This window comes from Actinacidiphila glaucinigra, assembly GCF_035918135.1.
Lineage (GTDB): Bacteria > Actinomycetota > Actinomycetes > Streptomycetales > Streptomycetaceae > Actinacidiphila > Actinacidiphila glaucinigra.
Genome location: NZ_CP109144.1, coordinates 203934 through 225168, shown reverse-complemented (window position 1 = coordinate 225168; position 21235 = coordinate 203934). Strand labels below are relative to the sequence as shown.

Annotated in this window: 18 protein-coding genes; 9 read left to right on the top strand and 9 right to left on the bottom strand. The window is 68.2% G+C overall.

Annotated features, from left to right (window positions below; all coding sequences use genetic code 11):
• Positions 1 to 164: 164 nt before the first annotated feature.
• The 8 genes from OIE69_RS01100 (at position 165) to OIE69_RS01065 (ending at position 8607) form a co-directional block, all read left to right on the top strand.
• The gene (locus OIE69_RS01100; protein ID WP_326570035.1) at positions 165 to 1415 is read left to right on the top strand and encodes an ABC transporter substrate-binding protein; all 1251 of its coding nucleotides are present in this window, start codon (positions 165 to 167) and stop codon (positions 1413 to 1415) included.
• Between the two features lie 86 nt (positions 1416 to 1501).
• Positions 1502 to 2344 carry a carbohydrate ABC transporter permease gene (locus OIE69_RS01095; protein ID WP_326570034.1) on the top strand — a complete coding sequence of 281 codons (843 nt, stop codon included), beginning with the start codon at positions 1502 to 1504 and terminating at the stop codon, positions 2342 to 2344.
• Between the two features lie 194 nt (positions 2345 to 2538).
• Complete coding sequence (locus OIE69_RS01090; protein ID WP_326580894.1) at positions 2539 to 3315, top strand: carbohydrate ABC transporter permease; 777 nt, start codon at positions 2539 to 2541, stop codon at positions 3313 to 3315.
• A 1-nt stretch (position 3316) separates the two neighbouring features.
• Positions 3317 to 5302 (top strand): hypothetical protein, encoded by a 1986-nt coding sequence (locus OIE69_RS01085; protein ID WP_326570033.1) that lies wholly within the window; start codon positions 3317 to 3319, stop codon positions 5300 to 5302.
• On the top strand, positions 5299 to 6135 hold the full coding sequence (locus OIE69_RS01080) for an RraA family protein (protein WP_326570032.1): 837 nt from the start codon (positions 5299 to 5301) through the stop codon (positions 6133 to 6135). The genes OIE69_RS01085 and OIE69_RS01080 overlap by 4 nt, the downstream gene beginning before the upstream one ends.
• Complete coding sequence (locus tag OIE69_RS01075; RefSeq protein WP_326580892.1) at positions 6132 to 7052, top strand: aldo/keto reductase; 921 nt, start codon at positions 6132 to 6134, stop codon at positions 7050 to 7052. Before OIE69_RS01080 ends, OIE69_RS01075 begins: the two co-directional genes overlap by 4 nt.
• A complete protein-coding gene (locus OIE69_RS01070; RefSeq protein ID WP_326570031.1) occupies positions 7049 to 7885 on the top strand; it encodes an amidohydrolase family protein in 837 nt (278 codons plus the stop codon). The genes OIE69_RS01075 and OIE69_RS01070 overlap by 4 nt, the downstream gene beginning before the upstream one ends.
• A gap of 68 nt (positions 7886 to 7953) precedes the next feature.
• Complete coding sequence (locus OIE69_RS01065; protein WP_326570030.1) at positions 7954 to 8607, top strand: hypothetical protein; 654 nt, start codon at positions 7954 to 7956, stop codon at positions 8605 to 8607.
• Positions 8608 to 8709: 102 nt separating this feature from the next.
• Here OIE69_RS01065 and OIE69_RS01060 read toward each other — a convergent pair whose 3' ends face one another.
• The 7 genes from OIE69_RS01060 to OIE69_RS44930 form a co-directional block, all read right to left on the bottom strand.
• Positions 8710 to 11436 (bottom strand): carbohydrate-binding protein, encoded by a 2727-nt coding sequence (locus OIE69_RS01060; protein ID WP_326570029.1) that lies wholly within the window; start codon positions 11434 to 11436, stop codon positions 8710 to 8712.
• Between the two features lie 235 nt (positions 11437 to 11671).
• A complete protein-coding gene (locus OIE69_RS01055; protein ID WP_326570028.1) occupies positions 11672 to 11848 on the bottom strand; it encodes a hypothetical protein in 177 nt (58 codons plus the stop codon).
• A complete protein-coding gene (locus tag OIE69_RS44680) occupies positions 11818 to 12138 on the bottom strand; it encodes a LysR substrate-binding domain-containing protein (RefSeq protein WP_392567440.1) in 321 nt (106 codons plus the stop codon). The genes OIE69_RS01055 and OIE69_RS44680 overlap by 31 nt, the downstream gene beginning before the upstream one ends.
• A gap of 101 nt (positions 12139 to 12239) precedes the next feature.
• Positions 12240 to 13061, bottom strand: coding sequence for a helix-turn-helix transcriptional regulator (locus tag OIE69_RS01050; RefSeq protein WP_326570027.1), 822 nt, complete (start codon positions 13059 to 13061; stop codon positions 12240 to 12242).
• Between the two features lie 160 nt (positions 13062 to 13221).
• Complete coding sequence (locus OIE69_RS01045; RefSeq protein ID WP_326570026.1) at positions 13222 to 14655, bottom strand: aldehyde dehydrogenase family protein; 1434 nt, start codon at positions 14653 to 14655, stop codon at positions 13222 to 13224.
• A gap of 730 nt (positions 14656 to 15385) precedes the next feature.
• Positions 15386 to 15796, bottom strand: coding sequence for a DUF7919 family protein (locus OIE69_RS44935; RefSeq protein WP_455550597.1), 411 nt, complete (start codon positions 15794 to 15796; stop codon positions 15386 to 15388).
• Between the two features lie 958 nt (positions 15797 to 16754).
• Complete coding sequence (locus OIE69_RS44930; RefSeq protein WP_455550596.1) at positions 16755 to 19019, bottom strand: alpha/beta fold hydrolase; 2265 nt, start codon at positions 19017 to 19019, stop codon at positions 16755 to 16757.
• Positions 19020 to 19736: 717 nt separating this feature from the next.
• Between OIE69_RS44930 and OIE69_RS01025 the strand changes: the two genes are divergently transcribed.
• Positions 19737 to 20066, top strand: a complete 330-nt coding sequence (locus OIE69_RS01025) for a GMC family oxidoreductase N-terminal domain-containing protein (protein WP_326570025.1) — start codon at positions 19737 to 19739, stop codon at positions 20064 to 20066.
• Here OIE69_RS01025 and OIE69_RS01020 read toward each other — a convergent pair.
• Entirely contained in the window at positions 20049 to 20705 is a 657-nt protein-coding gene (locus tag OIE69_RS01020) for an IS630 family transposase (RefSeq protein ID WP_326580888.1), read from the bottom strand. The two genes, OIE69_RS01025 and OIE69_RS01020, sit on opposite strands and share 18 nt — an antisense overlap.
• Positions 20632 to 21189, bottom strand: coding sequence for a helix-turn-helix domain-containing protein (locus OIE69_RS01015; RefSeq protein WP_326570024.1), 558 nt, complete (start codon positions 21187 to 21189; stop codon positions 20632 to 20634). The genes OIE69_RS01020 and OIE69_RS01015 overlap by 74 nt, the downstream gene beginning before the upstream one ends.
• Positions 21190 to 21235 lie beyond the last annotated feature (46 nt).

The following is a 21235-nucleotide window of genomic DNA, read 5'->3' as shown; positions in this document are numbered from 1 at the left end:
GACCGCTTGATTCTATCGATGATCGCTTTGATTTTGTTACCGGCTCTTGACATCCGGATGACGGGCTACATCATATCGTCTATCGATAGTCGCGAATCGGCCGAGAGGGTGTCATGAGACGCAGCAGGTCAAGCGAGGGGAACAGACCCAGCAGGTTCCTGGGTGTGGCGGGGGCGACCATGGTCGTCGTCAGCCTGGTGGCCGGATGTGGGGGTGGCGGTTTCGCGTCCACCGACTCCAGCGACCCGAAGTCGGGAGCCACGGGCACGGTGCGGATGTTGGTGAACATCACGCCCAACCTGACCAAGTCCTACTGGAGGGGGCTGGTCGCCCCCTTCGAGAAGGCGAACCCCGGGATCAAGGTCCAGATCGACGCCCCCACCTCGTCGGACGGAGGAGTGGACACCACGCTTCCCCAGCTGCTCGCCGCAGGCAACCCCCCGGACGTAGTCGAGGGCTCTCACAGTGTCAAGGTCCTGCCGCAGCTGCGTGATCTTTCCGACCTGCAGTGGGCCGCCTCGGCCCCCATGGCGGACGCCCAGCGCCGCGACGGCCGTCTGTACGACGTGTCGATCGGGCAGCAGGCGCAGTCGTTGATCTTCTACAACAAGACGGCCTTCACCAGGGCGGGCATCACCGAGCCGCCGACGAGCATGCAGGAACTCACCGCCGACATGGCCAAGCTCAAGAAGGCCGGCTACCTGCCCATGCAGACGGCGGGGGAGTGGGTCACCCAGGCGCAGGTCATGATGCTCTTCGACCCCACCCTCACGGCCGGCGACGCCGACTGGTTCCGGAAGGCGGCCGCCGGCAAGCAGACGCTGAGCAAGGACCTGGGACCGTCGCTGGCCCTGTACAAGTCCTGGCTGGACAAGGGCTATGTGGACAAGAACGCGCTGGGCGTGAAGTACCCCGAGGGCGAGTCCGAGTTCCTGTCCGGCAAATCAGCGCTGTACCCGATGGGGTGCTGGTTCGTGGCCGCTGAGGCCCAGGCCAAGAAGAACTTCGAGGTCGGGGTGTTCGCCGCCCCCCAGCTCAACAGCTCCGGCCCCGCGCGTCTCGCGGTCACTCCCGGGGCCAACTACCGGATCTTCAAGGCGAGCAAGCACCAGAACGCCGCGGCCAAGCTGGTGGAGTTCCTCACCACCGATCACGCGGCGGTGGAGAGCCAGCTCAAGCAGGACTCCTCCTTCCGCACCGGCTACCCGTACCAGCTCTCCCCACTGGCCGACGAGGTGCAGAAGCTCTTCGACGCCTCGAAGGACAACCAGGCGATCGTCGGCAGCGGTGAGTACCAGATGCCCGCGGGCTTCGAGGACGCGGCGAACAAGGAGATCCAAAGCCTGTACACCGGGGCGGATCCGGCCTCGGCGCTGAAGAACGTTGATGCCTGGCTCAAGGCGCAGCCCAAGTGACCAGTCACACCTCACAGCCCGCGGTCGCACCGCGTCGAGCCCGGCCGGTTTCCGCGCGCACCCGCGAGCGGCTGGCCGGCGTAGTGATGACCGCTCCCGCGATCGTGCTGTTCACCGTCATGATGCTGGTCCCGCTGGTGCTGTCGGGCTACCTGAGCCTGACCGACTGGGATGGCTACACTGCCCAGCCGGCCGTGATCGGCCTGCACAACTACCGTGTGCTGCTGGACGACCCCGAGGTAAGGGATGCGGCGGTCACCACGGCGGTCATCGCCGTGGCTGGCACCGTCGCGATCAATCTCGCCGGTCTCGGCACGGCGCTGGCCATCTCCACCCCGGGGCGCCTCAACACCCTGCTGCGGACCGTGTTCTTCTATCCGTACGTCATCAGCGCGCTGATCATCGGGTTCCTGTGGTCCGCCCTGCTGTCGACCAACGGCGCCGTCAACACCGTCCTTGAGGCCGTCGGCCACGCCGGACTGCCGTTCCTGTCCATGCCCGGCTGGGCGCTGGTCAGTTTGATCACCGTCATCGTCTGGTCCGGGTTCGGCTTCACCCTCGTGCTCTACATCGCGGGACTCCAGACCGTCCCCGCCTCGCTGATCGAGGCCGCGCGCATCGACGGGGCCGGCCGGTGGCGGACGCTGCGCAGCGTCACCCTGCCGATGATCGCCCCGATCGTCACCGTGAACCTCGTCCTCACGCTGGTCTCACTGCTGCGCACGTACGACCTGGTTCTCTCGCTGACCGGCGGCGGACCGGCGGGGACCACGCAGACCGCGGCATACCTGATCCTGTCGGAGTCCTTCCAGAACAACATGCTGGGGTACGGCTCCGCCCAGTCGGTCGTGCTGACCGTGGTCACCGGTATCGCCGCCCTGGCCGTCACCCTGCTGCGCCGCCGCGCCGACACGGGAGTCTCGGCATGACCCACCAGTCACCGCCCGCCCTGACCGGATCCTCCGGCACTGCCACCATGACGGCCGCCGCCGGGCCGCCGCCTGCCCCTGCTCCAGGAACCGGACCCGGTGGTCAAGCCGCGGGGCGGCCGGACCGTCCCCGCGGACCGGGCCGCGGGGTGCGGGTGGCGCGGGCCGCGGTGCTGGGTGTCGGGGCCCTCGTCATGCTGGTGCCGCTGTGGGTGCTGGTGGTCAACGCGTTCAAGTCGGAACAGGACATCCGGACCTCCCCGTTCGGGCTGCCGCTGTCGCGGCTGAGTCTGTCCCACCTGGCCGACGCCCTGCACAACCCCGACTTCAACGTGGTGAAGGCGTACGGCATCACGGCGCTGTTCGTCGTCCTGGTCAACGTGCTGTCGCTGCTGGTGGCGGCGCCCGTCTCGTACGTGATCGCCAGGGGGACGTCCCGATGGCACACCGGGCTGCTGCTGTTGTTCGTCGCCGGAACCTTCGTGCCCAGCCAGGTGCTGCTCATCCCCGTCGTCTACGTGCTGAAGTACCTCGGCCTGATGGGCACGGTCCCCGGTTTCGTGCTGTTCGAGACCACGCTGACCCTGCCGGTCTCGGTGTTCCTGTACAGCGCGTACATCCGCACCGTGCCCCGGGAGCTCGACCAGGCCGCTGCGGTCGACGGCGCGGGGCGGCTGCGGACCTTCTGGCTGATCGTGTTCCCGCTGATGCGGCCCATCGTGGCGACCGCGGTCATCCTGCACACGCTCGGCGTCTGGAACGACTTCGCGAACCCGCAGATCATCCTCGGTCCGGGCAGCGGCCTCTACACCGTCACCACCGGCGTGTACGCGGCCGTCGGCAAGTACTCCACCCACTACGCCGTGGTCTTCCCCAACCTGCTGCTCGCCATCGCCCCCGCGCTCGCCTTCTTCGTGATCATGCAGCGGCACATCATCAGCGGCCTGACGGCCGGCGCGACGAAGGGCTGACATGACCCCCGACCCGGAAACCAGCCGCACGGACGCGGCGCTCGTGATCACCGCGACCAGCCCCACCGGCCCGCCACCGGCCTGGGCGGTCCTTCAGCGCCGGCTGTTCGACGATCTCGACATCGCCTGGCGGGCCTTCCGTGACCGGTACACCGAAGCCGACGGCCGCCTGTGCCACGAGGGAACGATCGAGGACCGCGACGGCGCCGACGACTTCTACGAGGCGTTCTTCAACTGGCCCGCCCTCTATCTCCTCGGTGGCGCGGACGACCTGCTGCCCGCGGTCAAGCGGCACTGGGAGGGCGTCACCGCGCAGCTCACCGAACTCGGGCTGCTCAAGGATGAGTTCGAGCGCGGCTACGACTGGTTTCACCAGGGTGAGGCGATGCTGATGTTTTACGGCATCTGCGCCGCCGACCCTGCGGACGAGGCGTTCCGGCGCCGCGCCGTGCGTTTCGCCGAGCAGTACCTGCCCGGCAGCGACACTGGCACCTACGACCCGCACGCCCGCGTCGTCCGGGCGCCGCACAACGGCGCGGAGGGCCCCAGGCTGGGCCTCGGCCCGCAGTGGGACGACGCCTTCGCCGCCGACCAGCCCGGTATGCGCGTCTATGGCCTGCCCCTGCAGGACGTCCCCGGCATCGAGAACTGGGAGGACCTCGACGACCCCGTCCTCGCCGTGCGGATGGGGCACGCCATGCGAGACCGTCTCGGTCGCGGCGACACCGCCGTCAACCTGGCCGCGACCGCGCTCGCGGTCAACGCCTGGCTCTACGACCACGACCCCCGCTTCTCCTCTTGGGTGACCGAGTACGTCGACGCGTGGCGCGAACGAGCCGACGCCTGTGACGCGATGCCCGACAACGTCGGGCTGACGGGCACCGTGGGGGAGTACCACAGCGGCCGCTGGTTCGGCGGCCACTACGGTTGGACCTGGCCGCACGGCGTCCACTCGGTCGGCGCGGCGGCACTGGTCGGTGCCATCAGCGCCTCCCTCGTCGGAGGTGACCTCGCACCCCTGGACCTGGCCCGCCGTCCGCTCGACCAGGTCTGGGAACAACGCCGCACCGGCCTGATCGGCGAGGAGCCGGCCAGCCAGGACCACACCTGGAAACCGGTCCTCCAGGACGACGCCGAGCGCCCCGTCGGCCTGCTGCCCACCCGCGTCGGACTCCAGGGGTGGTTCGACCACCAGCCCGCTCAAGTCGCCTACTGGACCTGGCTGTGGTGGTTCGGCATGCAGGACCAGGACCGGGCCCGCCTGGACGCGCTGCGCGACGCCGCCGGCTACGACTGGACCGCCGTACGCGCGTTCCGCGGCAAGGAGGAAGCCGGGCACGAACCACCGTGGCTCGCCTACCTCGCGGGGGACAACCCCGGCTACCCCGAGGCGGCACTGCGTCTGGCACTGGGCCAGGTCTCCCGCCGGATGGCGCTGATCGCCGCCGACGACACCCCGCCGGAGAAGACCGATCTGCACCACTGGCAGCGCCTCAACCCCGTCGTGACCGAGATCCTCACCCAGCTGACCACCGGGGCCCCGCAGACCATCTACAACGGGGGTCTGCCGCTGGCCCGCCTGCGATGGTCCGACCTCGACAGCCGCCGCCCCGGCCTGCCCGCCGACGTCGCGGCGCTGGTCGAGTACATCGGCCCGGACTCCGCCACCGTCCGGCTGGTCAACCTCGGTGTCCTGCGGACCCGTCGGCTCGGCCTGCTCGCCGGGACGTTCGGCGAACACCTCATCACCGCCGTGCACTGGTCGGCGGCCGAGGCCGCCGACAGCTATCCCGGTGACCCGCACGACTACCGCATCCCCGCACCGCCGCGCACGGATCACAGCCTGGACGTACAGAGCAACCGCATCGACATCGTCCTGCCGCCCGGACGCGAGATCCGGCTCGTCCTCGACATGCGCCTGAACGCTCTCACTCCCACCCATCATCGCCTGCCCTCCCCCACACACACTTCCCGGAGCCACCTGTGACCCACCGGTCCGCCGCAGTCCCCCTCGACACCGCATCCGACACCGCACAACACAGGACCGCCACCGAGGAGCCGCCCACGGTGTGGCCGCTGCCCGTCCGCGGGGAGCCCTGGACCCGCCCCGACCGCACTCTCGTCGACGGGCTGAGCCGCGTGAGTTCCGCCACGGCCTGTGCCAAACTCCACGAACTCGGCATCCGGCGCACCTTCGTAGAGGGACCCATGTCGATGGAGCCCGGGACGAAGATCACCGGCCCCGCGCTCACCCTGCAGTTCATGCCCCAGCGCGAAGACGTGGCCAGCGGACTCGGCCAGGAGTACGTCGAACGCAACACGGCGCTGTGGGCGGTACTGGAGGCCGTCCGCCCCGGCGACGTCCTCGTCGTCCAGGCCTACGGCAGCGCCTTCACCGGCTGCTTCGGTGACATGCTCGTGCGTTACTTCAAGAAGAAGGGCGGCGCCGGAATCGTCGTCGACGGCCGCATCCGCGACTCCGAGCGAGTGCGCCGCCTCGGTGTTCCCATCTGGTGCACGGGAACCACGCCGCACTACGCCTCCCAGTCCGAACTGTTCCCATGGGCTTACGACGTCCCCGTCGCGACCGGCGGCGTGCTGTGTCTGCCCGGCGACATGGTCGTGGCGGACGACGACGGCGCGGTGGTCGTCCCCCGCGCCAAGTCCGAGCAGGTCGTGCGGAGCGCCTCGGACCACGAGGAGTGGGAGGTCTTCAGCCGTATGCGGATCGACGCCGGCGCGCGCCTGTCCGACTACTACCCTCTCAGCCCGGACAGCCGTGCCGAGTACGAGCAGTGGCGGGCGGCCCGACCCTCATGACCGGTGACACGCCGGCCCCGCCGCGGAACGCGTTCGGGCTGGGCTGCGCCCCCATTGGCGACCTGTACGGGCCGGTCGATCCTGGCACGGCTGTCGCGACGGTGGTCGCGGGTATCGAGGCGGGGGCCGGGCTGCTGGACACGGCGCCCAAGTACGGTGACGGGCTGTCCGAGCGGCGGGTCGGCGAGGCACTTGCTGCCACTGGGCGTCGGACGTTCCGGCTGTCGACCAAGGTGGGGTGGTTGATCGGCGAAGGACGACCCCCCCGGCCGGCGTTCGGTGGCGATGACATCAGGCGGAGCCTGGAATGCAGTATGCGGCGGCTCGGGGTCGACCGGCTCGACATCGTCCATGTGCATGACCCGGACGACCACATGGACGAGGCCGTCACGCAGGCCGTGCCGGCCCTGATCAGGCTGCGGGACGAGGGCGTGATCCAGGCTGTCGGCGCGGGCATGAACAGCAACGGATTGCTGTCCGAACTGGTGCGGCGAGCGGATCTGGACTGCGTCCTGATCGCCGGTCGCTACACCCTGCTGGAACAGCCCGCACTGGAGGATCTGCTGCCTCTGTGCGTCCGGCGCGGGGTCGACGTCATTGCCGGTGGGGTGTACAACTCCGGGTTGCTCGCCGACCCCCGGCCCGGCGCTCCGTACAACTACCGACCCGTGCCCGACGACGTGCTCGCGCGCGCCCTGAGGATCAAGGAGGTCTGCACGAGTCACGCCGTGCCGCTCAGGGCGGCCGCCCTGCAGTTCCCCCTGGGCCATCCCGCGGTGACGACCGTCCTGGTAGGTGCCGCGACGCCCGCGGAGGTCGTCGAGAATCTGGACCTGGTCCGGCTTCCGCTGCCCGGCCGGTTGTGGGAGGACCTGAGGGCGGCCGGGCTGCTCGACCCGCTGGCGCCGCTGCCGTGATCATCGACGCCCACTGCCACCAGTGGAACCTCGCCCTGAACCGCCACGCATGGCTCGACGACCCGGGCGCCGCTCCACTGCGCCGCACCTTCGACCGCCCCGACCACGGTGCCGCGGCACAGGGCCTGCCGCTGGCCGGGGCGGTCTGCGTCCAGGCGGAGGAATCGGCGGCCGAACTCGCCTGGCTCCGTCGGGCGGAGACCTCCGCCGGCATACCGACCCTGGGCGTGGTGGCGGCCGTCGACCTAAGCAGCCCACGAATCAGTCGTCACGTCGCGATTTTCGGGGACCGGACTCCTGACAGAGCGACCGCCACCGCCCCGGTGGTGGGCGTTCGCGACGCACGCATGCTCGACGCCGCGGGTCCGGGACCGGATCCGGCGGCGATGGCGCTGCTCGCCGAGCGAGGCCTCACCGTGGACCTGCTTGTTCCGGACCCCGGACGGCTGGGCGCCGTCGTTCACCTGGTCGCGGCGTATCCCGCCAACCGCTTCGCACTCGACCATCTGCCACAGGTGTGTCCCCCGGGGCGGTCGGCGGCCGCCCATCGCGCCGCCATGGGCGTCCTGGCGGAACTGCCGAACCTGACCGTCAAGGTCTCCGGGCTGCGGATGGAAGACAGCCCTGGAGAACCCCTGCGGCGCCTGCTCCGGATCGCCTTCGAGTTCTTCGGATCCCGCAGGCTGATGTACGGATCCGACTGGCCGGTCTCGACGGCCGGCCGCGCCCTCGGCGCGAGCGTGCGAACGCTCAGCGAGCACCTCGGCGATCTGACGGATGCCGAGCGCGACGACTTCTGGCACCGGACGGCCCTCACCGCCTACGGGCTGTGACCCGTCGGCGGCCCCCAGCGCCGGCCCGGCGACTTCCTTGCTTATACAGAGGACGGACCAGCGGGACCATGACGACACCCCTGAACATCGCGGACCGGCAGGTCCCGGGACGCCCCTTCACCCACTTCTGGAACACCTGCATCGGCGCGGGCCGCGCTGCCGAGGGGCTGCGGGCAACCTGGCAGGAGCATCTGCGCACCGGGGCCGATGCCGCCGGCTTCCGTCACGCCCGCTCCACGGCCTGCTGGACGACGACATGTTCGTCCACCGGGATGCTGATGAACCGGCTGGGCGGTGAACTGCTCGCCCAGACCGGGGGCGCTGTCGTCACCCGGGACAGCTCCGATGGCCGGCTGTCCGCGCTCGTCTACCACTACCCGCCAGAGGTGAGCCAGGCGCCGCCGGGGTCGTTCGGAAGCCGCGAGGTCGCGGAACGGACGCCGGCCACCGGAGTGCCCCGGCTCCTGAGCATCGAACTGAGCGGACTGCCTCCCGGCGCGGCCATCGCCATCAGCGCACTGGAGCAGGACCACGGCAACGCCCTCCGCCGTGTGGAAGGCCATGGGCGCGCCGCGGAATCCGTCACCAGAAAGCAGGCCCAGGCGCTCCGCGAGGCCGCGTGCGCGACCGGCCACACGGTCCGGTACGCCGACGGCACGGGCCGTTTCGCGTTCCAGGAGGCGATCGCGCCCTGGAGTGTCCTGCTGTTCTCGGAAATCTGACCCGGGCCACCGATCAGCGCGTACGGGGCCGAGGCCAGCCCCTGCCTGCGAGCCCGGCCCCGCGAGCCCGGCCCCTCGGGGCCGGGCTCACGGGGATCGGGGTCACTCGAAGGAGAACCAGTCCACGTTCGCCACTCCTGCCCTGTTGCCGAGAGCGACGAGGACCACGTCGTGGACTCCGCTGGTGGGGGCGATCGGGGTGGACTGGGTTCTGTACGCCGACCAGCCGCCGGTGGACGCGACCGTCATCGTTCCGACGGTCGTGCCGGAGCAGCTGCCGAGCCGGACGGCGAAGGACTGCCCGGCGTAGGCCGGGTCGACGGCAAGGTTTGCCGCGAAGACGGTCCGGCCGGTGCCGAAGTCGACCGAGCGGAAGGTGAGGGAGTCACCGCCGTCGAAGGATCCCGCGACCTTGCCGGTCCCCCCGGTGGCGACTGTGGTGCCCGACGAGGCGTTGGCTGACTCCGCCTCCACCTGCGAGGCGATCCGTTCCACCGAGAAGTGGTCGATGTTGGCGACCCCGGGCCCGGTCCCGAGGGCCTTGAGGTACACGTCGTGCGTGCCACTGGTGAGGGTGATGGGGACCGTCTTGGTCAGGAAGGTGTCGAAGCCGCCGGTGTTCTCGACGGTGACGGTTCCGATGACGGGTCCGGTCAGTGAGTCGATCCGGATCTCGAACCGGCCGCCTGAGTAGGGCAGTTCACTGCCGATGCTCGCCGAGAACAGGTTACGGCCGCTGCCGAAGTCGACGCCGCCGTACTGTGCCCAGTCGCCGCCGTCGAAACTGCCCATCACGGTGCCGGTGCCCGCGCTGTGCGTGGAGACGCCACTGCTGCTGGTGTACGACTCGCCCTGGACGATCGCCCGCGCCATGCGGGTCCCGCCTTGCCACGTGGGCACGCCGTACTGGTAGGCGCCGATGCTCGGTGCGGGATCGGTGTACCCGTCCGTGGCCGGCGGTCGCACCACCGCGGCACCGCGTGCGGGCGAGGACGAGGTGAGACTGAAGTCGAGCGCTGTGGGGTTGGTGAACAACGGATTGGTGGTGTGTGCGAGGTTGCTGGACGAGGTGACACCTGCCGCGGTGTCGGCGTCGCCGATGTTGTTGGCCACTTCCGTTGTCGTGTAGGTGCCGCCGAACAGGCTGACGGATTTCGGGTCGGTTCCGCTGGTGTTGTTGTAGATCTTGTTGCCCGAAGTGCTTCCGCCGTTCGGGTTGATCAGCACGACACCGTAGGTGGTGCCGTTCCACGCGACGTTATTGTGGACGGTCGCGTTGTAGGTGGACAGGTCCAGGTACACGCCGGGTGCCGGGGCGCTGGCTGCGAGCGGCGCGGCGTCATGGAGCAGGTTGTGGTGGATCGTGGTGCCTGCGAGGTTGACGTTGCAGCAGATGTAGATCGCTCCGACGTCGACGACGAGATTGCCGTAGTCGGACAGGTCGTTGTAGCTGATGTCGTGACCTGAGGCGATGGTGCCAGCGACCTTGTTGTCGATGTTGATGTCGCTGCGTCCGCTGTTGGCCACGGTGTTGTGCGTGACGGTCTGATCTGTGCCGAGGATGTTGATCCCGGCGGCGTAGCTGCCGCGGTAATCGACGTTCGTGATGCGGTTGTTGGTCACGACGTTGCCGGATCCGGCGATCAGGACACCGTTGCCGGAGCTGTGGTCGACGGTGCTGTTGCGGAGCGTGTTGGAAGTGCCACGCAGCAGGATGCCAGTGGTGGTCTCGCCGGCAGTCAGGACATCGCAGGCGTCGGTTGGGGTGACCTTGTTCGGGTCGACGTCGAGGTCCATGGAGTGGGAGACGTAGTCGGCCCGTATCCCGTCGAACACGTTCCCGGTGGAGGTGGCCGAGGTCTGCGCGGTCGCGGCGCGGATTCCGAGGCCGACGACCGAGATGTAGGAGCGCCCGGACAAGTTGATGGCCACGTTGCGCTGTTTGGCCTCGACGGCGTGCGAGCCGGGGTTGCCGCCGTCGGCGGTCCACAGATACAGCTGGTGGGCGGTCGCGTCGTAGAACCACTGACCAGGGTGGCTGAGGGCCTCGAGTTTGCCCGAGAGGGAGTACAAGTTCTGCTGGTTGGGGCCGAGCCCGACGCACGACGGCAGTCCGGCCGCCGTCACGGAGCCGGGGCCGGAAGCGGTCACCGTGCCGGTCTCACTGACGAACCAGTTGTGCGAGGTGAGTGTCGCGCCGGTCCAGAAGCCCGCGGGCTGGGTGAGTTCCGAGTCGTACAGCGTCGTTGTGGTGCCGGCGTCCGCCGAGTAGTGAACGGGCCGGGTCGGGTTGTTGCCCGGGTACGGCCACTGGGCCTCGCCGAGCATGCCTCCGTCGACGAACACCTGGTTCCCGGGGAGGGAGGCGTTCAGCACGACACTCGCCCGGAAGATTCTTCCGGAGGCGGCGGCGGACGAGAACTCCGTTCCCGTCAGGAAGGGATCGGCCGCCTGCAGTGCGGAGAGGTCGGACGCGGAGACCGCCGACCAGTTCGTCACCGGGTCACTGCCGTCGATGACGACGTTCGCGCCATCGGCGGCACGGAAGGTGATCCTGGCCGAAGGGGTTCCGCTGTGGGCCGGGGTGACGGTTTCTCGGTAGGTCCCCGACGCGATCACGCAGGTGTCGCCGGCGACCGCGGTCGCCGCGCACTTCTGCACGGTCCGGAAGGGAGAGCCCGAGGTGCCCGGATTGGTGTCCGAACCGGCGGGACTCACGTAGTGGGTGGATCCGGCCGCCTGGGCGGGCGCCGGGAGTGTGACGGTGAGTGCTATGGCTGCCGTCGCCGTCATCAAGGCGAGCGCGCTGCGCTTGAAGATCATTCCCATCCAATCGCCTATCGATAATCGGAAAGTAGTGGCGCCCTTGTGAGGTCGTCAAGAGATCGCGCAGTGCCCGGGGCAGCGGCCCTCGACGCGCAATGCCCGCGGCAGGCTCGACGCGGGAGCGGCATCGTCAGGGGCGCGATCCTTACGCGGTGAGCGCCGCGTCAGCCGAGCCCGTGCAGGTCTTGCGCGAGACGGCGCTGCCGGCGTTTGCCGCGGCAGTGATCGGTCAGCGCCCTCAAGGACCGCTGATGTGCCGGTCGAGCAACGGCAGCAGGGCCCGCAGGGCGGGGCTGGGTCTGCCGTGCGACGCGGTGGCCAGGCTCAGTTCCCAGGGCAGCGGAGGGCCGGCGATCCTCAGTACCCGCAGCATGGGGTAGTCGGTCAGCGCGGCGAAATCGGGGACCACGGCCACGCCGAGGCCCTGGAATATAGGCGGGAGCGTTGACATCCGTTCGGCGCAGTGCGAGCGCAGGAAGGAGAGCGCGCTGCGCCGACTCCTTCATCACGTCGCCCAGCTGCCCGGCGCTCGTCGACGACGGTGCGATTGCCGTATCCGGCGGGCGAGTCGATGAAGAGGGCACCGGCGAGATCCCGCAGGTCCGCCTCCGCCTGCGAGGCGAGGGGGTGGCTGGCGGGCAGGAGCACGACGAGCGGTGAACTGGCGAGCGGCCGCAGGGTCAGGCCGGGCCTGATCGCCGTCACGGCCGCCTTGTGGTAGCCCGGGCTGGCCTTCTTCCTCGTCGGCGGAGTCGTGACGGGCGCCGGGAGGGTTGACGCCCCCGGATCGCCTGGCCGGGCGGGCGCTAGCCGAGCACGGAGAGGAGCTGGAGATTGGTGTGGCTCTCCGTGCCTGGCACCGCGGTATAGACCAGGAGCCTTTGCGACTGGTCGGGGTCGACGAGCGTCTGGCAGTGCAGTTCCAGTAGTCCGACCTGCGGGTGCTGGAAGCGTTTCGCTGCGCAGGAGGGGCCCAGCACGGGATGCCCTCGCCACAGCGCGGCGAACTCCGGGCTGGCCTGGTGGAGCGCGTCGACGAGTTCGCCGGCCGGAGAGTCGCCGCCGTCGCGCGTGTACGCGCCGTACAGGTCCGCCGCCATCAGCCGGCTCTGCTCGGGGACGTCACTCTCGGGCACCAGGCGGGAGGACGGATCGGTGAACCAGCGGTAGTGCGCGCTGCGGGACCACCCGGTGTAGGCCGTCTCGTCGCCGAGCAGCGCGACGGCCAGGCGGGTCTGCTTCAACGTCTCGCCCAGGTGGTTCATCACCTGGGCCGGAGTGTCCTCCAAGCGGTCCAGGATGCGCATCATGCCCGGGTTGAGGTGGTCGCCGCGGCGCACCCTTCGCGGCAGGGCGTGACCGGCGAGCCGGAACAGGTGGTCGCGCTCCTCGAGCGACAGGTGCAGCCCGCGGGCGATCGCGGCGAGCATCTGCTCCGAGGGGTGGGGGCCGCGCGGCTGCTCAAGCCGGCTGTAGTAGTCGACCGACATGTCGCACAGGGCCGCCACCTCCTCGCGGCGCAGCCCGCCGGTGCGCCTGCGCCGCCCGCGCGGCAGCCCTATGTCCTCGGGTTGCAGTGCCTCACGGCGTGCCCGGAGAAACGCCGCCAGCCCGGCTCGGTCCGTCATGTGCCCTCCCGTCCTTTCGTCTGTGCGTTCCGGGGGTTCCGGGCCGCTCGGGTTGCGGGGCACCCACACCGCAGGGTAACTCCGCACCACCGGCCCCCCCGGTGGCGGCCGCGGGGCCGCGGACGTTCCGGTGAGCGTCCGCGGCAATCGGCGGCGTCGGTCAGCGGGTGATCGCCTTGGTCTCGAGGAACTCCTCAAGGCCGGCCCGGCCCATTTCCCGGCCGTTGCCGGACTGCTTGTAACCGCCGAACGGCGCCTGGAAATTGTGGGGCCCGCCGTTCACGTCGACCTGCCCGACCCGAAGACGCCGGGCGATTGCCACGGCGTGCTCCTCGTCGCCGGTGACGGCGCCGTTGAGTCCGTAGACCGTGTCGTTGGCGATCTCGACCGCGTGGTCGTCGTCGGTGTAGGGGATCACCACGAGGACGGGGCCGAAGATCTCCTCCTGGGCGATGGCGGAGTCGGGGTCGACATCGGCGAAGATCGTGGGCTTGACGTACGCGCCGGTCTCGAGGCCCTCGGGGCGGCCGGCGCCGCCGACGACGAGCGTGGCGCCGTCGGCGATGCCGCGACGGATGTAGCCGTCCACGCGCTGGCGCTGGGTCTCCGAGGCGAGCGGGCCGATACGGGTGCCCTCGTTGGCGGGGTCGCCGACGGTGTAAGCGGCGGCGGCGGCGCGCAGCTTCTCCACGACGGTTTCCTGCAGGTGGCCGGGTACGAGCATCCGCGTGTAGGCGCCGCAGGCCTGACCGCCGTTGCCCCAGGCGTAGGCCAGTCCGCGGTTGACGGCGAAGTCGAGGTCGGCGTCGGGAAGGATGATGTGGGCGGCCTTGCCACCGAGCTCCAGTGCGACGCGCTTGACGGTCTCGGAGGCGGCGGCCGAGACACGCCTGCCGGCGGCCGTGGACCCGGTGAAGGACACCATGTCGATCTTCGGGTGCCGCGAGATGGCCTCGCCGACGACCGGACCGGTGCCCTGCACGACGTTCAGCACACCGGCCGGCAGACCGGCCTCGGTGGCGATCTCCGCGAAAATCCGGGCGCTCAGCGGCGAGAGCTCCGACGGCTTGAGGACCACGGTGTTGCCGGCCAGCAGAGCCGGGACGACCTTGGTCACGAGCTGCTGGAGGGGGAAGTTCCAGGGGGTGATGGCGCCCACGACGCCGATGGGCTCGCGGATGATCAGCGAGTTCTCCACCGTCTCGGTCCACTCGAACCGCTCGGCCGTCACGATCGCGGCAAGGGTCGACGCCACCGGGAAGCCGGCCTGTGCCTGACGCGAGAACGTGATCGGTGCGCCCATTTCCAGGGTGATCGTTGCGGCGATCTCCTCGGAGTGCTTCTGCATCCCTTCGGCCACGCGCCGGATCACGGCGATGCGGTCCTCGGGGGCGGTCGCCGACCAGGCGGGGAAGGCGGCGAGCGCCGCGTCCACGGCCTTGTCGACGTCCTCGGAAGTGCCCTGGGCAACGGTGGCGACCACGGAGTCGTCGGCCGGGTTGATGACGTCGATCAGCGGACCGGAACCTGGGACCGCGCGGCCGCCGATCCAGTGGGACGGGGCCGGAAAGGGAACATCGGGGGTTTCGTTCATACCGCCAGACAACAGCGACTGCCACACGGCATCCATGCCCGGCCATGCCCATGATGTGCGTCACGCCCCACAACGTGGGAGTCCAGGGCCGGAGACGAGATGGCTCCGGACACGCAGCGTAGGTTTGGCGGCGGCCGGACGAGCTGGTGGAATCCGCCGGACGGGGGGCGAAAGACACACGCACCGGGGGCGGAGGGGAGAGACAACATGTTGGAGACGGTGGGTCTCAAGGAGGCGAGGGGGATGTGTACCGCCTGTCGTCGCCGGGACGGCGTCGGCGGGCCGCCAGGTCCTGCCCTCGTCGCGACGGTGCTGTCCCCGACGTAAGCACCCCAGGTACACTCGCCGTTGCTCTGAGCGGTAGCGGGCGAGGCCCCTGATCCGACGATCAGTGCGGCGACAGCACCGGCTACAGCGGCGAACTTCTTGTATCTCACGGATGCCCCGTTCATGGTGTCGACATGGAGCCCGCCTCGCCCTCGAAGGATTTAGGGCGGTCGGTTGCGGGGAGAATAGTCGGCTCAGCTGACGCGGCATAGAGGTTGACAGCTCATCGTCAAGAGCGGCCCTGGCGTCTTACCTCGATCCACCGGCTGGTGTCGGTCGTCCGGGAGCACCTGGGAGGAGGGTGGCCCCGGCCGCGCCACTGCCGCCGAGCGCGTTGGAGGTGAGGCCGTGGCAGTCCGGGCCGAAGTCGCGGGTGACGGTGTCGCAAGTAGTTTAGCGAAAATCAATTGAACAGTATCAAGCCTGCACGAAAATCAGACGGGGGAAGGTAGTCGTGCTCAGCCACGTAATGCGCTATCAGCGTCGGCGCCGCATAGAGCACTCCACTTACACCGATCACGCGAATCTCTGCGGAACCCAGGAGACTCTTCCCCTTCGGATCAAATGGGTTCTCAACCCGAATCCAATCCCTCCTGCACAGATAACACGGATGACAGCCCCTGGTCTGATTTATCCGTCGCTCAACAATTGCCTCCAGCAGTGCATCTAGGAGGCCATCCGGGCACTTCCCAGTCGGAAACTCGTGCGACTCATCAAGCCATCCAATATTCAACGGCGCCATATTTGCGGGCTCAGACTGCCGCATGCGAGGCTCCAGATATTCATAGGGTGAAAGATCTGGGTAATACGTCACCCGAAGCTCCTAAAGCCATCGTCACAATTCTTGGCGCACCCTGCACGCAATACAATAACCTCGAATCTCAATTCGAAGTCTATCCCATCCCAGCCTTGGCGACTTATCGGGATAGCGCAGCTCGCCACAAGGCCGCCTCCAGCACTAAGCCACCTAACGAGGGAGCGGGCTCTAAGAACTGCCCCTAAGGGTTGTCCCGGAATGCAGCGCCGGGCTGTCACGCCGCTACGCCTGCGGGGGCGGTGTCAGCCAGCGACCTTGGCACTTGCGTTCGACGGCCCACTCCGGGAAGAGTCTCATCAGGCAAACGCTCACCGGGGCAATGTCGCGAAGAGCTCTGAAACGGTCAAGGACAATCTCCAGTTCAGTGGGGTCTTGCCAGCGCCGTTGGGCCGAGCAATCCGTGTACACCGGGGCGGAGAGTGAGATCGAGCGCGTCGAGAGCGGTCCTCTGGCGTGCCGGACGGTCAGTCTCGTCACCTGCACGCCTATGCCAAATGTCATTGCGATGCTGATCCTGTCGCTCGTTACATTGATATTCACATGCCGGAGTCGACGAAGCCGAAGGAGTTCCGACGCAGGGCGATCAGCACCGCGCATACGGCCGCCCAGCCGCCCAGCCGCCCAGCCGACCTGGGCGGCGGAGGTGGAAGGAAGACTCGAATGCTGCGTCAGCGCTTGCGCCGACGGCGGGACTTTCGCCAAGGCATCCCGACTACGGGGACGAGGACCGCCGGCGCCCGAATGTCGGCCACGATCCCGGCGGCCGTCCGGAAGCCCAGGAACTTCCCGGGTGCCAGAACAGCCAGTGTCAGCACGAAGCCCCGCAACAGCCAAGCCGCGGCGCCTGGGCCGGAGGTCGCGGGCAGCAGGGCGGCGGCTGCGACCACTCCTTGCTTACCCGACGCCCGAGGTGCATACGCTGAGGCTGCCGCGCCGCATCCGGGCATCTGCCGGACTACTCGGTCGCCGAGGTGTCGGCGAGGAAGTCGGCTATGGTGGCTGCGAACTTTTCGGCCTCTTCCACGTGCTGGAAGTGGCCACTATGTTCGAAGACGGTCAGGCGCGAACCAGGAATCTTTTCGTGCATCTCCTCGGACCAGCGGACCGGGCATATCCAGTCGTGACGGCCGACGAGGATCTGCGTGGGGACACTTACCTTGGTAAGTTCGTTCCGCACGTCCCAGTTCCCCCGGTACTTGGCGGGGGCATACTCGATTTCGACAGCCTGTGACCATTCCCGCAGTTCCTCCTCCCGGCTCCAGTAGTCGGCGAAGTAGGCGGGCAGTAGTCTGCCCATGTATGCCATGAGTTCGGCCTTGTTCGCCCGCGGCAACCTCGACCGGTAGGCGTCCACCACATCGGGCATGCCGGGTTGGTCTGCGTGGCGCTTCTCGAAGGCGCTGATCTGGGTGTCCGCCTCGGAGTACAGGTCCGGGCCGAATACGGGAGCCCCGCCGTAGAGGATGAGCCCGGCCAGCTTGCCCGGGTGGTCGAGTTCGTATTGGAGGCCGGCGAAACTTCCTGCGGAGTGGCCCAGGAAGTAGATCTCCGGGACCGCAAGATGACCCACCAGTCCGTCGACGAAGCGGGCGAAACGTGCCGTGGAGTACTGCCCGTCCGGCAGTTCACCGGACTCGCCCGCGCCTACGGGAGCAACGTAGACGGTTGTCATGTGGCGCTCCACCAGGGGCATTCGCATGTATCCCCAGTGGCTTCCGGGCCCACCGGGGTGGACCAGGCACACAGGGCCGCGGCCCGCCACGTGGTAGCGCTGCCTGACGCCGTCGATGGTGAGCTCGTGGGCGCCCGGCGTGAGCCGGTCGTTGCCTTCGAAGGTCATGTGTCGCACGTGCTGCCTCTCACGGGTGTATGGGCCTGTCATGTCAGTGGGGAGAAGGACCCCGGAAGGGGGTGAGGCGGCTGGAGGGGATTCACCGGTGTGTAGGCGGTTTCGGTGGACCAGGAGCGCGCCGAGCGCCGCCATGCAGGCGTTGATGTGTACGGCCGTGCCGCCGGCGAAGTCCACTATTCCGAGCTTGAAGATCCAGTCGGCGGCCTGCCACACCCAGTGGGCGACGGGGAAGTAGACCAGGGTCACCCACAACGTGATGAACAGCATCCAGGCGCCGAACTCGGCACGGTCCGCAATCGATCCGCCGATGAGGGCTGGGGTGATGACGGCGGACATCATCTGGAGGGTGGCGAATGCGAATACCGGGATGGTGCCGGTCAGGCTGGTGCCAGTAATGCCGTGCATGCCGGCGACGCCGCCACCGCCGACAGGGACCGCGCGTCGACCTCGATCGAGCAGCACTGGAAGTAGAACTCCAGTGTCTCCACCAGATCGGTGCCCCCGGGGAAGGAACCGTGCTCCCGCATGAAGTAGCCGAGCGCGAAGTTCCGGTCCGCGGCGCGGCGTTCGGAAAGATGGACTGCGTTGGTGAAGCCAGACCGTGCCGCCGCCGGACAGCCTGCGCCAGGTCTCGGCGACGTAGTCGAAACGGTCGGCCGTGTCCTGCTGCGGACGGATAAGCGAGCACGACATGATGGCACCCGAGTTGATCATCGGGTTGTGCGGCAGGCCGTCACTGTTCAGCGTAAGCTCGTTGAAACCACGGCCACTGGGCTCCCGGCCCACATGCCGGTGCACCACATCGGCGCCGTGCTCCTCCAGCGTCAGACCGTAGTTGACCGGCTTGCACACCGACTGCGCGCAGAAAAGGGTGTCTGCGTCACCGACCGCGAAACGCTGCCCGTCGATGGTGCACAACGCGATCCCGAACTTCTCCGGATCGACCCGGCCGAGCTGCGGAATGTAGTCCGCGACGTGCCCACCGACCCGCCGGAGGCTCTCGTAGATCCCGGATATCTCGGTCTGCAACGTACCGAAGTCCGGGATCACGAAGTCCCCTCGGATGGACTTTGCGACGACACCACCGCCCATCTTGCACAGGTCGATGAACCGGTCGAGGTCGATTCGGGAGCGGCCGTCGATGTCGACCCCCCGGCGCAACGCCGCCCACACCTCTGTGACCCGCGGATCGGTGTCCGAGACACCGGACTCCCGGAGCCGAGCGACCAACTCGGAAGCGGCGATCCGGCCGTCCTCGCCGACACCGAAGGAAGTGAAGAGCTTGCGGTAGTACCCGGTGCCGAAATCGACCTCTCCGAGTTCGGCGCCGGGCTCCTGGGACTGCTGTGCGCCATCGGCATGACGCACCCGGAGTGCCGCTTTCGGCCTGGCGGCGCTTGGTCGCGGGCATGGCGGTGATCCGTTCTCGATAAAAGGGAACTCTAGGCGTCCATTACCACCGGCTAATGGGGAAACGGCTGCCTGCGGAACAAGGTCGATTGGCGGGGGACCTCCCAGCTGACTGTATTCCCCCCCTGTCGCGGGGCTCCCACGAAATGGCGCGGCTCACGCCTTGATTCAACCGTCCCGCGGCCCTGCACCGTTACGGTAGTGCCGGCCAGATGTCACCAACTGCGACGACTCGCTAGAGAAGCGCTAACTTCCCCTTCCGCGAGCGAGAGTAATCATCGGCTGCGAGCCGAGGGTTCGTTCCCATACCTCGGAAGGTTGCACGCGTTGAGGTCTGAACCGCATCGGAAAAACTACTCGCTTTCACGCCGTAGCTACCTTAGGTGTGCATGTTGTCCTTGCCCGCGAGTCGTGAGCTTGGGTTTGACATAGAAGTGCGACCGGCCGTACTTTCGGGCAGTCGCTTGCTGCTACCCGCTATGTCACTGGCGCGATGTCACGAGTGGCGGAACTTTGGCTGATTTTCGAACTCGGCTCTGGGGCGTCTGGATGGCCTGTGTGAGCGGGGGCTCGCTCGCCCTTTCAAGGCAGCTGCGCGGCCGTCGCGGTGTGAGACACCGACAGAAATGCATTCGGCCCGATCCTGATATGTCTGCGGAACGGAGAGGGGTTGTCATGTCTGAGTATGACTACATTGTTGTGGGGGGTGGCTCGGCTGGTTGCGTGTTGGCTGCGCGACTGTCAGAGGATCCCTCCGCGCGTGTGCTGTTGCTGGAGGCCGGCAGCCGTACTTTGCCGCGCCTGTCGGCGGTTCCGGCGGCATGGCCGGCGCTGATGCAGACCCCCCAGAACTGGGGCGATATGTCGGTCCGGATGAAGCACACCGGCACTAGCGTCATGCAGCCGCGCGGCCGAGGTCTAGGCGGCTCGTCGGCGATGAACGGCATGATTTTCCTGCGCGCGCATCGCTCTAGTAGACTGTCGCAGCTAATGTGTGGGGTATAGGTGGCGGAGTTTGGTGCGTGCGTCGTGGGTGGTGAACTGCCAGTTGACCTGACGTTGGTCGGTGTTGGTGGTGTTCTGCCAGGCTGAGAGTTCGGTGTTGAGGGTGTCGAGGTCCGCGATGCGGTGGTCGAGGCATTGCCGGGTCAGTGCGGAGAGTTCGATCTCGGCGATGTTGAGCCATGACCCGTGTTTGGGGGTGTGGTGGATCTCGAGGCGTTGGGCCAGGGCGAAGGCCTCGGCTGGTTCGAATGCTTCGTACAGTGAGGCGATGTCGTGGGTGTTGAGGTTGTCCATGACCAGGACCACGGTCTCGGCGTCGGGGTAGTCCTCGGTCAGTAATCGCTTGACCTGGCCGGCCCAGTCGATCCGGGTGCGACGAGGCTGGGCGTCTACTCGGCGCCACCCGCGCAGGGGTTCAACCCACACAAAGATCGAGCACGTGCCGCAGCGGATGTACTCGCTGTCCTGGCGGGCGTCGCGGCCGGGGCGGGCCGGGAGCGGGTCGCGGGCATGGGCGAGGAGTTGGTAGGGCTTCTCGTCCATGCACACCACTGGGCGGGCCGGGTCATAAGGTCGGGCATAGACGGCCAGCACGTCTTCCATCCGGGCCGCGAACTGCGGGTTTGCTCGTGGTGGGATGGTCCAGCACTTCCTCAGATGAGGACGCAGCCTCGTTTTTTAAGATCCGCCCGATGGTTGAGTGGTCCAGATCGGGGATGCCCTCGACCAGGGCGACGTGCTTCTCCAGCAGCCGCAGCGACCACCGGGCACGGCCTGCAGGAGGCTGGGAGCACGCCAGGGCGATCAGCCGGGCCTCGACTTCACCAGTCACCGGCGAGGGCACCGGCGGGAGATCCCGCGGTTTCCGCTGGATCGTCGCCTCGACGTCACCACCGCTCTCGGCGAACCGCTTGGCCACCAGCCGCAGCGTCTCGCCCGAGACCCCGACCCGGGCAGCGATCGCATCCTGGGAGTCGATCTCACCAGCAGAGGTGTCCAGCGCGAGCAGCACCCGCGCCCGCCTGATCACCGAGGCCGGATGGACCCCCGTCGTGGTCACCCGACCCAGCACTTCACGATCGGCCGCGGTCAGCACCACCGGCCTCTTCTTCTGCGAACCCATCACACCAACTCCCGTCCGGCAGAAGGGAAGGAACATCTGCCGGACA